Annotated in this window: 9 protein-coding genes and 1 riboswitch; of the genes, 5 read left to right on the top strand and 4 right to left on the bottom strand. The window is 44.9% G+C overall.

Annotated features, from left to right (window positions below):
• Positions 1 to 69: 69 nt before the first annotated feature.
• Entirely contained in the window at positions 70 to 903 is an 834-nt protein-coding gene (locus ISALK_RS02745) for a DegV family protein (protein WP_160718788.1), read from the bottom strand.
• Positions 904 to 1,065: 162 nt separating this feature from the next.
• Positions 1,066 to 1,234, top strand: a riboswitch (M-box (ykoK) riboswitch).
• A 124-nt stretch (positions 1,235 to 1,358) separates the two neighbouring features.
• Here ISALK_RS02745 and mgtE (ISALK_RS02740) point away from each other — a divergent pair.
• Together mgtE (ISALK_RS02740) and mgtE (ISALK_RS02735) are read left to right on the top strand one after the other, a co-directional pair.
• The gene (mgtE, locus tag ISALK_RS02740; RefSeq protein WP_160718786.1) at positions 1,359 to 2,720 is read left to right on the top strand and encodes a magnesium transporter; all 1,362 of its coding nucleotides are present in this window, start codon (positions 1,359 to 1,361) and stop codon (positions 2,718 to 2,720) included.
• A gap of 41 nt (positions 2,721 to 2,761) precedes the next feature.
• Positions 2,762 to 4,123 carry a magnesium transporter gene (gene mgtE / locus ISALK_RS02735; protein ID WP_160718784.1) on the top strand — a complete coding sequence of 454 codons (1,362 nt, stop codon included), beginning with the start codon at positions 2,762 to 2,764 and terminating at the stop codon, positions 4,121 to 4,123.
• 127 nt (positions 4,124 to 4,250) lie between these two features.
• Here mgtE (ISALK_RS02735) and ISALK_RS02730 read toward each other — a convergent pair whose 3' ends face one another.
• Positions 4,251 to 5,153, bottom strand: a complete 903-nt coding sequence (locus tag ISALK_RS02730) for a selenium metabolism-associated LysR family transcriptional regulator (RefSeq protein WP_160718782.1) — start codon at positions 5,151 to 5,153, stop codon at positions 4,251 to 4,253.
• 202 nt (positions 5,154 to 5,355) lie between these two features.
• On the opposite strand from ISALK_RS02730, the gene selD reads away from it, so the two are divergent.
• Entirely contained in the window at positions 5,356 to 6,402 is a 1,047-nt protein-coding gene (gene selD / locus ISALK_RS02725) for a selenide, water dikinase SelD (RefSeq protein ID WP_160719045.1), read from the top strand.
• 112 nt (positions 6,403 to 6,514) lie between these two features.
• Here the strand turns inward: selD and ISALK_RS02720 are convergent, their stop codons facing one another.
• On the bottom strand, positions 6,515 to 7,897 hold the full coding sequence (locus tag ISALK_RS02720; RefSeq protein ID WP_160718780.1) for a pyridoxal-phosphate dependent enzyme: 1,383 nt from the start codon (positions 7,895 to 7,897) through the stop codon (positions 6,515 to 6,517).
• A gap of 132 nt (positions 7,898 to 8,029) precedes the next feature.
• Complete coding sequence (locus tag ISALK_RS02715; RefSeq protein WP_160718778.1) at positions 8,030 to 9,403, bottom strand: MATE family efflux transporter; 1,374 nt, start codon at positions 9,401 to 9,403, stop codon at positions 8,030 to 8,032.
• 140 nt (positions 9,404 to 9,543) lie between these two features.
• On the opposite strand from ISALK_RS02715, the gene ISALK_RS02710 reads away from it, so the two are divergent.
• Positions 9,544 to 10,092, top strand: coding sequence for a hypothetical protein (locus ISALK_RS02710; RefSeq protein ID WP_160718776.1), 549 nt, complete (start codon positions 9,544 to 9,546; stop codon positions 10,090 to 10,092).
• A gap of 209 nt (positions 10,093 to 10,301) precedes the next feature.
• Positions 10,302 to 12,761: a heavy metal translocating P-type ATPase gene (locus tag ISALK_RS02705; protein ID WP_160718774.1), complete on the top strand. Its 2,460-nt coding sequence runs from the start codon at positions 10,302 to 10,304 to the stop codon at positions 12,759 to 12,761.
• The last annotated feature ends 146 nt before the right edge of the window (positions 12,762 to 12,907 follow it).

Genomic DNA, 12,907 nt, shown 5'->3' with positions numbered 1-12,907 from the left:
ATCTCTTATCCTCAGGAGTTTTTTTGTTGATATTTTCAGTTGATCTATTGTTTACTGTTGCTGTTACTATTAATAAAGATAGCAAAAGCCGATGGCTTTCGGACCCAAATGGGCCCCGATTACCGGGCCGATGATTTCAATCCCCACGGTTAGTTCCGGATGTTTTTCCTGAAGCTTTTGCCTAAGGCCCTCCGCCTCATCCTCCGCATTGATATGACAGATCGACAAATGAGTGGGTTGTTCAATGATCATAGAAACCATTTTATTCAAGGCCTTTTTCTTTCCCCGAACCTTATCAATGGAATACAGGATGCCATTTTCCAAGGTGATAATCGGTTTGATGTTTAAAACCGATCCCAGGGCGGCTTGAGAACCGGATAGGCGGCCGCCTTTTTTTAGGAAACTCAAGGAGCCTACGGTGACATAAACTTTCGCCCGTTTTTTTTGCGCTTCGATGGTTTTTACAATATCCTCCCGAGTATGCTCTTCCTCAATCAACTGTTTCGTAATTTTCACGAGATGATGAAGATTTGCCACGGCGGAGAGGGAATCAACCACGGAAATTTTGCCCGGCGCCACCATTTCCGCCGCGGAACAGGCACTGTTATAGGTGCCGCTAAGCTTTGAAGAAAGAGTCAGCACAATGATTTCTCTCTCGGGATTTTTCTCGAAGATCTTCTCAAAGATTTTGATAAAATCCCCGGTGGAGGGTTGGGAGGTGGAAGGGAAACTTTTGGAGTTTTCCAGCCGATTGTAAAAGTCATCAAATTCTCCTGGCAGGCCCTCAGGGTTCGTTTCCCCCTCGAAATTTATGTATAAGGGGACCCGGTGAATTTTCTCGTTTTCCAGGTAGGAAGAGGGGATATAGGCGGTACTGTCGGTCACTATCGTAATATTGCTCATCATCAACACTCCGTTCCTTAGGTTTATCCTTTACGTTAAGGTATAAGTATATCATAGCAGGAAATCCCTAAAAAGCAAAGAAATATTGATATATACGGTATAAAACCCTGGAGATTCCATTGCCAAACCCTGATAAAGAATGTTATAATTTTCTTAGAAATTGAATATCCTTGTTAGGTGAGGCTACTATATGAACACAGTCTACTGCTCAGAAATGTGGAGACACGCCAATGAGTATAACAGGCACTACCGGATTAAGGTTTTGCTTAATGTAGATGAGGGAGAACCTCTACGTTATATAGTGTCAAAGCTCAATGAATGCAGGAAGGCCATTTAAATGGATATTTAAAGACCTTCTTCTTCTGATGAAAGAAAAGAGGTCTTTTTTTAATATTGCCGAGGAAAACACCCAAAGGTACCCTTTTTAATACAGGGTAGAATAAGGAGGGAGAAGAATGAGCGCAGATAAATACCAAGACCTGCTGGAGGAGCTGATCGAGGCCCTGGATCGACAGGATAAGCCGAAGGTCAAAGAATTATTCGATGAGCTTCATACCTATGACAAAGCCCAGTTTTTAATGGATCTAACACCGGAGCAGCGGGAGATGTTTCGTCATTTTTCCGATGAAAATCTGGCAGAGATCCTGGAAGAACTGGAGTATGACGAACAAAGAATTTTAATTGAAGAGTTGGGACTTAAAAGAACCGCAGAGATTCTAGAGGAAATGTCCAGCGATGATGCGGCGGACTTACTGGGAGAATTAGAGGAAAAAGAAAGCGCGGAAATCTTTGCTCTAATGGATGACCAGGAGGAAGTGGACATCCGTAAACTGATGCAATATGAAGAGGACAGTGCCGGAGGCTTGATGACCGATGAGTTTATTACGATTCCGGATACCTACACCGCCGGGGATATATTGAATAAACTTCGCAATTTGGCACCAAAGGCGGAAACCGCCTATTACTTATACGTCACCGATGTACATTTAAATCTTCGAGGGGTGCTTTCCCTTCGGGAACTGATCGTGGCGGAGCCGGATACCAAAGTAGAGGATATTATGTCGGAGCGGGTGGTTTCCGTACCGGCGGAAATGGACCAGGAGGAAGTGGCGGAGATTATGGAAAAGTATGACTTTCTTGCTCTTCCTGTGGTCAAGGAAGAAAAGATCGTTGGAATTATCACCATTGACGATGTGGTGGATGTCCTGCAGGAAGAAACTTCAGAAGATATATACCGACTGGGTGGACTCTCCGGTAGTGAGGCGGAGCTTCGGGAAAGCAGCAGCAGCGCTTTTCAATCCGCCAAAAAACGTATTCCCTGGCTGGCAGGATTGTTATTTGTGGGCATTATGGCAGGAACGATCATTGAACAGTTTGAGGCAACCTTAGAAGCGGTAGCCGTGCTGGCGGTATTTATTCCCATGATGACCGGTATGGCTGGAAACACCGGAACTCAGTCCTTAACCGTAGTGGTTCGGGGACTGACTTTAGGAGAGTTTGAAGGAAAAGGAATTTTCCAAGTGATTCGCCGGGAAGCCGGTGTAGGGATTTTTATCGGTATTGCCAATGGAATCGTGATCACCATTATTGCTATGGTTTGGCAGGGAAATCCCATGCTTGGCGCTGTTATCGGAATGTCTTTGATGATTACCTTATTCGTTGCAACCTTAGCGGGAACGGTGATTCCCCTGATTATGGATAAGTTTAAGATCGATCCCGCCGTGGCATCGGGACCGTTTATTACCACGGTCAATGACTTGATCGGACTGACGATTTACTTTTCCATTGCCACCTACTTTATGGAACAACTAATGTAAAAACTTCCCCTCAATCATTGAGGAGACAAGGAGGGAGCAACATGACCGTAGAGCGATACGACAGTTTGTTGGAAGAACTGATCGAAGCCTTGGATGCCAAGGATAAAAATAAATTGAAGGAACTCTTTGATGAGCTGCACTCCTATGACAAGGCGCAGTTTTTAATGGATCTGACCCCGAAACAACGGGAGATGTTTCGTCATTTTTCCGATGAAGAACTGGCGGAAATACTAGAGGAACTGGATTATGAAGATCAAAAAGTGCTGATTGAGGAGTTGGGCTTTCAACGAACCGCCGGAATTTTGGAAGAAATGTCCTCCGATGATGCGGTGGATTTACTGGGGGAATTAGAGGAAGAGGAAAAACTGGAAATATTCCAGTTAATGGATGACAAAGAAGAGATTGATATCAAGAAGCTGATGCAGTATCCGGAGGATACCGCCGGGGGACTGATGACCAATGAGTTTATTACCATTCCTGATACCTTCACTACGGAGGATACCCTGAAAAGAATCCGTAAAATTGCACCCGATGCGGAGACGGCCTACTATATTTACGTGGTAGATGAAAAGAAAAATCTTCGAGGGGTACTGTCCCTTCGAGAACTGATCATTTCCCCACCGGATACTAAAGTGGAGGAGATCATGTTTGAACGGGTGGTTTCCGTGCCGGCGGAGATGGATCAGGAGGAAGTGGCGAGTATTATGGAAAAATACGACTTTCTCGCCCTTCCGGTGGTACAGGAAAACAAAGTGATGGGAATTATCACCATCGATGATGTGGTGGATGTACTCCAGGATGAAGCCTCGGAGGATATCTACAGGCTCGGTGGTTTCTCCGGTAGCGATCAGGATTTTAAAGAGGCCAGCACCAGTATTTTCAAATCCGCCCAACGACGGATTCCTTGGCTGGTATTACTGTTGTTTCTTGGATTGTTGGCGGGAAATATCATCGATCAGTTTGAGGATACCCTAGAGAGTGTTGCCATACTCGCGGTGTTCATTCCAATGATCGCCGATATGGCAGGGAATACGGGAACCCAGTCCCTAGCCGTCGTGGTACGGGGGCTGACCCTGGGAGAGTATGAAGAGGAAGGGGTATTCCCGGTAATACGAAGAGAAGCCGGAGCCGGGATCATCATCGGCATCGTAAACGGACTGTTAATCAGTGTCATCGCTACATTCTGGCAAGGCAACCCCATGTTAGGGGTGGTAATCGGACTGTCTTTGTTGATCACTTTATTTGTGGCTACCTTATCCGGTACCATTATCCCGTTGATTATGAACAAACTGAACATTGACCCTGCTGTAGCTTCGGGACCCTTTATCACCACCATCAATGATATGATCGGCCTGACAATTTACTTTAGCATCGCTACTTATTTTATGGAACATTTAGTATGATCTTACGAAACCTTTAACTTAGCAGGAAAGGGAGAAATACCTTGATGGACGTGAAAAATAGGACCCCCGAGATTTTTAGGGAGATTGAGGCGCCCAACGGAAAAGCCCCCGAAAAAAAGCTCATTTCCTAGGAAAGTCGGAAATGAGCTTTAATAAATTGTTGAAACTCCCGATCCAGGGGAGAAGAGGTGCGGTTTTTATGATATACAAAATAAAAGTGACGGAAGAGATTCACCTCTTTAATACGAATGGCTTTCAACAAACCATAGCGGAGTTCATCGGTGATGGCGTATTTTGATAAAAAGGATAGGCCCAGGCCCCGGCGAACGCATTGTTTAATCGCTTCCGTATTTTCGATGTAGGCAACGGTGTGCAGGGAAGTGAGTTGAATATCCTGTTTTTGCAACGCTTCCTCCACCAATTTCCGGCTACCGGAGCCTTCCTCCCGGAAAATATAGGGGTGTTCCAGGGCGGTTTCCAGGTTTATTTCCTCCGGCCAGGAGGTGAAGGGCTCGGTGTTGGGGGTTACCAGTAAAATTTCATCCTCCACAAGCTGCAGGTATTCCAACTGTTTATGAAAGCTCTTGGCTCCCACAAAACCAAAGTCGATGGATCCTTTCAGGATCCCTTCCACCACTTCCTTGGAATCGAAATGGGCCAGGTTATAGGTAATCTCCGGATATTCCCGGTGAAAGCCGTAGAGAATTTCCGGTAGCAGGTACTGCTCGGGGATGGTACTGCTGGCAATTTCAATATGGCCGATCATTTTCCCCTGGAACTTTGAGAGCTCCAGGGAGGCATCCTTTTTCAGGCTGATGATGGACCGGGCATAATCATAGAGGATTTCCCCCGAGGGGGTCAGGGAAATTTTTCGATTGGACCGATTGATTAAATTGGTATCCAGTTCCTTTTCCAAATTGGCAATATGATTGCTGACCGTGGGCTGGGTAAGGAATAGGGATTCCGCCGCCTTGGAAAAGCTTTTGTGTTTGGCAATGGCAATAAAGGTTTCAAGCTGTTTAATATCCATTAATAATCCTCCTAACGGGATAGTTCTTATCCTTTCAAGTATAATCAAAAATTTATCAGGTTGCAAATTGATGAAACTTATTTATTTTCATTTTATTATTTGAAATCGTGATTGATAACCCCTTGGAAATATGATACAAGTGAATTAGAGGAAAGAAGGTGAGGTTTTAATGAAAGAGTCAAAAAATGAAAACATTAAAGAAATGAATAAGGAAAAAGAGGAAATCCGTTTAACCCAATTAACCAAGAGTTCCGGGTGAGCGGGGAAAATCGGGCCGGATGTTCTGGCCGAGGTATTAAAGCATCTGCCGAAGGTGGAGGATCCCAGACTCCTGGTGGGACTGGACACCTCCGATGACGCGGCGGTGTATCAGTTAAACGACGAGCTGGCATTGATCCAAACCCTGGATTTTTTCACCCCCGTAGTGGACGATCCCTACACCTACGGACAAATCGCTGCAGCCAATGCGCTCAGTGATGTTTACGCCATGGGGGGAACGCCCACGGTGGCCATGAATATTGTTTGTTTCCCCAACTGCCTGGACCCTTCGGTGTTGAAGGATATTCTGTTGGGAGGAGCGGATAAAGTAAAGGAATCGGGAGCTCTGTTAGTCGGAGGACATTCCGTGGAGGATGAGGAGCCGAAGTACGGACTTTCCGTCAGCGGTATGGTTCATCCTACAAAAGTTTTGGCTAACAACACCGCAAAGCCCGGAGATATTCTGATTCTTACCAAACCCTTGGGGCTGGGGATTCTCAATACCGCCATCAAAGCGGAAATGACAACGAAGACCCAGTACCGGGACGCGGTTCATACCATGACCACGTTAAACAAATATGCGGTGGAAGCCCTGAAAGCCGTGGAAATTCATGCCTGCACCGATATCACGGGATTCGGCATCATCGGTCATGGAAAAGAATTAGCCGAGGGCAGCGGAGTATCCGTAGAGTTTTACAGTGACCAAATGCCGGTGATTGAAGGGGCAGAGGACTTGGCGAAAATGGGAATTATTCCCGGTGGTATGTATACCAATCGAAAATACATGGAAAATGCTGTGGAGAACCACAGTGAAAACGAGGCCATGCTGGATATTATGTACGACCCTCAAACCAGCGGCGGACTGTTAATTGCCATTTCCGAAGAAGATCGGGAAAAAGCTCTAAAAGCCCTGGCTACCATGGGAAAAACCGCCTTTTCGGAAGTGGGAAGGGTTGTGGAGAAAAAAGAAAAAGCGATCTATATTTATTAGTAAAGAAGAGAAAGGATTTCAGTCAATAAAATGAACGCCGGGAAGGACCTAGGTCCTTCCCGGCGTTCATTTTATTTTTTGATGGCAAGGGCTGAATGCTTTGGGGAATCACTTACTCCTCCGACGCCGTGTAAATCATACGGCTGTAGCAGTTTTCAAAGCCCATTTTCTCGTAGAGTTTGATGGCCCGCTTGTTGTAATTCTCCACATGGAGGGAAAGGTTCCCTTCGGTTAATTGAATCGCCTTATGAAGGATTTCCGTGGCGATGCCCCGGCCTTTGGTGTTTTTCCGGGTGGCAATGTAGGCCAGGTGGTATTTCGTCGCAAACTTATCAAATCCGAAATTGACGATGATGGAGATTCCTGCCACTTGTTTGTTATGGAAGGCGACTATCACAAAACCTTTGTCATAGGCATTATCCAGGGCGTTTTGTATCTCATCGGCGGGATCTCCGAACTCCATTAACCATTCCCCCACCAGGGATACGATTTTTTCATCGGATAATAATTTTTCCGATCGATTAATTTCCCGAACTTCTAAGTTCGCCCGGCCGTCGTTGAGAAGGATAACATGATTCCCTTCCTTGACGTTTCCGGCTTCCGCTTCCTTCATAAAGCCTGCCACGGCGTAGCCGTTGGCAACATCCAGCTTAATGTTTTCCAGTTTTCGGAATTTCTCCGTATAATGTAAGAGTTCTTCATCAGTGATGCCCGTGATCTTGCCTCCGGTATCATATACCGCATCTAAGGCTTCCTGGGCGGTAGAGCTTTGGAAGCCGATTAAGTGCTTATTGTACTTGGTGATTTTAAAGCCCTCTCTGCTTAAGGGAAGAATTTTGGAACTGTTTTTCTTGTAGGATTCATAAATCTGGTTTCCTTGATTGGTGGTGCAGCTGTAAAGCATGGGAAGTTTTTCAATCTGTTCCTTTACCCACAGTTGTCGAAAGCCTAAATGGATACCGGTCAGAAGGTATCCGTAACTCATTTGGGTAAAAATACTGGTAAGCTCTCCCTTAACCTGGGCGTCCAGTTCATCGGAAATATAGGAAAGGGCGGTCATATTCAGTACGTTGTTCTCCAGTCCCGGGTTTACGTTGTACCAATGGTTTTCTTTGGAAAGCTCCTCGCTTTTTTGAATGGATTCGTAGTGGTTTTTTCCATGGCGGATCACTTCGATATTGGGGTATTTTAACAGCTTACTTTCCTTGGTTTTGCTTCGCTGGGGAAGAACAAAAACACAGTTAACATCATAGTATTGGGATAAATAGGCCAGGGATTTTGCCAATACCCCGAAGACTCCCAGGCAAAGGGTGGTTTTTCCTACGGCCAGGGCATCCCGAATCAAAAGGTAGGCCAGGCGGTCCTCCCGATGTCCCGAAGGGTTGTTTCCTTCCAGCTTTAAGTATATTTTTGATAGGCCAAGTTCCTGTTCCAAGCGTTCCGCTCGAACCAAGGGGGTTTTCCCTACACGGCTTTTAATTAAATATTCCTCCATAAATACTCCTCCTTTTTTATATAGGTTGCAATTATTATACTATTATTACATAGAAAAATATAGTATAAAAAAGCCCGTATTTTATTATAATTAATCAAATACCCTAATTTACAGTTCTTACACAGTCTTACTTTATTTATTTTCTGTTCGGATTTTTTTAATTTCACTTCGAAAAGTAAGGGTTAGCCAGATCACCATAAAAACAAAGGCGATTCCCTCGGACAGGGGAAAGGCATACCAGACATTGTTTACTTCCCCGGTTAAAGACAGAAAGTAGGCGAAGGGCAACAACAGCAGAATTTGCCGCATGAAGGACAAGGTCAAACTGGGGAGTCCTTTTCCCAGGGCCTGAAAGGTAGTAGATCCGATGATGGCGGGACCGATTACCGGAAAGCCGATACTGATGGTGCGAAGGGCGGAAACCCCGATTTCCATCAGTTCGGGATCCGTGACGAAAACCCCCATTAACTGACGGGGAAAGAATTGAAACAGTAAAAATCCGCCGCCGGTGATAAAAAAGGTAATCAATACCCCGTATTTCAGGGTTTCGATCATCCGGGAAGGGTTCCGGTGTCCATAGTTATACCCCATAATGGGAATATAACCCTGGGTCACCCCAAAGACCGGCATAAAGACGAAGGACTGAAGGCGAAAGTACACCCCGTTTACCGCCAGGGCCAGCTCATTAATATTGGCGACGATCAGGTTCATGCCCGAAAGCATAACGGATGCCAGCATTTGCATGGTCATGGCGGGAAGTCCCACCTGGTAGATTTTTTTCAAAATATAGGGGTCAAAGGAGAAATTTTCGAATCGAGGCTGAACCTCATTGTTTCCCTTAAACATAATCCAAAGAATAAACAGTGCGCTGAGGGTTTTGGAAAAAACTGTGGCAAGGGCAGCCCCTAACACTTCCAGTCTGGGAAAAAAGCCGATGCCGAAGATCAAGAAGGGATCCAATAGAATATTGACCACAGCCCCCAGCAGCATGGCCATCATGGGAGCAAAGGTGTTTCCCTGTCCCCGAAGAATGTCACTGGTGATTAAGGAAAAAAACAGAGCCACGGAACCGATCAGAATCACTTGGACATACTCCGTGGCATAGGCCACGATTTCCGGATTGTCGGAGAAATTCCCTACTAAGGGGCCCGCAAGGAAAAACCCTGCCAAAGCCATGATGACGCCGTAAATACCGGAGATCACCAGTACATGTTCTGCGGTAAGAACCGCCCGCTTATGATCCCCGGAGCCTAAGAGTCTGGAAATCAACGAATTGGTACCAATACCCGTTCCCACAGCAATAGCGATCAGTATAATATGAAAGGGAAAAGCGATGGAAAGAGCAGCCAGGGCTTCTTCGCTGACTCTTGCCACGAAAAAGGAATCCACCACGTTGTAAAAGGCTTGTACGGACATAGAGATAATTCCCGGTATGGATAATTTAAAAATCAAAGGTAAAATGGGATCCGATCCCAGGTTATAGTTTCCGGTAAGGGCTTTTTTCATGATGATCCTCCTTTAAAATCCCTAAGGAATAATGAGATTCCTTAAAAAACCGTATTTCATTCAGTCAATCTTATGTTATAATAGAACAGAAATCTTTTCAATAGAGGTTTATTTAAATTAAGTAGAGAAGGGGAGAAATTATGGGTGAAAAACAACTGGTATACAAGCCGAAATTTGTAGGGATCCTGCGGGATGTTTTCCTGAGGGGGTTATTATTGGCCATCGCAATTATAATACTTAATTTTTTAAATACCTACCGGGAAGGAATTTATGAACGGCATGGGGTGGACTTTTTCGGATCCTTTACCTTGGAAATCGATTTTCTGGATTTGGGAATCCTGGCATTGATCTACATAGCCACTTTGGTGGTGTTATTTTTCATTGTTCGATTCTTTTTTCGATTTGTGGCGGTATGGTACCGCTTAGGAGGAGAGACCGTAATCGATTTGGAGCAGGGAAAAATTATGGCTACAAAAATGAAGTTTCCCTTAACCCGGGTAACCACGGAAAGCAAATGCCACGATATTATTGAAGTGGAAATCTATCAAAATATCTTTGATCAGGCTTTTAACACCGGTGCCTTGACGATTGAATACTTGGTACTGAGTGATGTGGATTCTCAAATGAAGGATATTCAGTTACTTCATTTGAAAAATCCGGAGCGAAAAAAACAGCAATTGCTGGAATAAATGGGATGGGATAATATGGAAAAAAGCGAAAAGCCTCAGGTCTTTCCGCTTTTTCTTTTTTTTGTCTTTTTTCGCCCTTTTTCTCATTGGATTTTGGTTGCTGTAAATTTGCTTGTTGTAATATATAAAATGATCATGTATAATATACCCTATAGGGGTATACAAAAAGAAAGTAAATGATCAAATTATAAACCTAAGGAGGTTTAACGATGGGAGAAAAAGTAAAAATGGATATCGGGGGCATGTCCTGTGCCACCTGTGCTGCGAATATTGAAAAATCCTTAAATAAAGAAAAAGGGGTTGTGGATGCAAATATTAATTTTGCTACGGAAAAAGCCCATGTGGAATACAATCCTAAAGAAATTTCCATGGAAAGGATCGAAGAAATTATCGAAAAAACCGGCTATGAGGTATTGGATAAGCCGGAGGAAAAAAAAGAACAGAAAAAAACCTTAAAAGTGGAGGGTATGAGCTGCACCGCCTGCGCCAAAAGAATTGAAACCGTTCTTGGGAAACAGGCGGGGGTTGAAAGCATCAATGTCAACTTTGCAGCGGAAAAGGTGAACATTGAATACCGGGAGGACCAGGTCAGTTTTAAAACCCTACAGGAAAAGGTTCAAAAAATGGGTTTTGATTTCCTAGTGGAAGAAGAGCAGGCCGAGGAAGAAATGGACCGGGACGAACAAAAAGTTCAGAAAGCTCAAAAGAAGATGATGTACTCGGCTCTGATCAGTGGTACCGTCATGCTGATGATGGTGATTCATATGTTTATCACAGCCATCCCCGGATATTTTTACATTACGGCGGTACTGGCCTTTCCGAATATTTTCATTTTAGGAAAACCGGTGCATAAAGGAAGCTTAAATGCCCTGAGAAATAAAAGCCCCAACATGGACGTATTAGTCTCGCTGGGTTCCGTCCCCCCCTATATTGTGGGATTGGCGGCGATTGTGCTTCCGATTCAAACCTTTATCGAGATGGCAACCAGTATTATGACTTTTCACTTAATCGGAAAATACCTGGAAGTTCGTGCCAAGGGCCGGGCTTCCCAAGCCATTAAAAAGCTCCTGCAAATGGGAGCCAAAACCGCCAAGGTACTAAAGGACGGAGAAGAAATCGAAGTTCCTGTTAAAGAACTGCAGGAAGGGGACGTGATGATCATTCGCCCCGGAGATAAAATTCCCACCGACGGGCTGGTTATTGAAGGGAAAAGTACCGTGGATGAGTCCATGGCCACGGGAGAGTCCATGCCGGTAAATCGGGAAAAAGGGGACGAGGTCATCGGAGCCACCATTAATAAACAGGGGATGTTAAAGGCGAAGGTGACCAAAGTTGGAAAGGATACCTTCCTGTCCCAGGTGATTAAAATGGTGGAAGAAGCCCAGGGTTCCAAGGTGCCGATTCAGGAATTCGCCGACCGGATCACCAGCTACTTTGTTCCGGTAATTATTGTGGTGGCCATCGGAACCTTTATCTCCTACAATGTGTTTCCCGAGTTTCATGTATCCATTGTGGAGTGGGGAGCCCAGTATTTACCTTGGGTGAATCCCGATTTAACGCCCCTGACCTTGTCTTTTATTACAGCGACAGCCGTATTTGTTATTGCCTGCCCTTGTGCCTTGGGTCTGGGAACACCCACGGCGCTTATGGTTGGCAGCGGCATGGGTGCGGAAAAAGGAATTCTGATCCGTAACGGTGAAGCGGTACAGACCTTTAAGGATGTGGATCTGATTGCTTTTGATAAAACCGGAACCATAACCAAAGGGAAGCCTGAAGTAACCGATATCATTGCTTCCAAAGGATTTGAAGATAAAGAAGTTATTTATTATGCGGCCACGATAGAGAAGGCCTCGGAACATTCATTGGCCCATGCGATTATTGAACGGGCAAAAGATAACAGTATTTCTCTTGGAGAGGTACAGGAATTTGAAGCCATTACCGGACGGGGAGTGGAAGGAACCGTTGATGGGGCCTGGATTTATGTCGGTAACCGGAAATTCATGGAGGAAAAAGGAATTACTTTTGAAGAGGTGGAAGAAAAACTGATCACCTTGGAGGAAGAAGCGAAAACCGCTATGTTGATCGCTAAAGATAAAGAACTCCTTGGTGTAATCGCCGTAGCGGACCCGATTAAGGAGGATTCCCAAAAAGCCATTCAAAAACTGGAGTCCATGGGGATTAAAACCGCCATGATAACCGGAGATAACCAGCGGACCGCCAAGGCCATCGGTAAAAAAGTGGGCATCTCCCACGTGATTTCTGAAGTGCTTCCCGACGGAAAAGTAGATGAAGTCAAGCGCCTGCAGAAAGAATACAACATTGTGGCCATGGTGGGAGACGGAATCAATGACGCTCCCGCTCTTAAACAGGCGAATATCGGGATTGCCATTGGAACCGGAACCGATGTGGCCATTGAGGCCGCCGACGTTACTTTGGTTCGTGGAGAGCTCAGCAGTATTATTACTGCCGTAAACTTATCAAGACTGACCTTTAAAAAGATCAAGGAAAATTATTTCTGGGCCTGGTTTTATAACGGAGTAGCAATTCCAATTGCAATCATGGGACTGCTGCACCCCATGATCGGGGCTGCAGCCATGTCCGTCAGCTCTTTAAACGTAGTATACAACTCCCTTAGAATGAAGCGAAAAAACATTGAACCGGAGTTTTAGAAAAACGGATACCAGGTACAGGATATTAATTGCTGGCTGAAATCTGGAAATTGCAGTCCATCTGAAAATGTTGACTCTAAGAACCTTAAATCCTGATATATCAGGATTTAAGGTTCATTTAATTTTTATGAAAATAATAAAATATT

Origin of the sequence: Isachenkonia alkalipeptolytica (assembly GCF_009910325.1) — a bacterium.
Taxonomy (GTDB): Bacteria; Bacillota; Clostridia; order Peptostreptococcales; family T1SED10-28; genus Isachenkonia; species Isachenkonia alkalipeptolytica.
The sequence above is the reverse complement of the archived record's forward strand: the minus strand, read 5'-3'. Positions and strand labels throughout refer to the sequence as shown.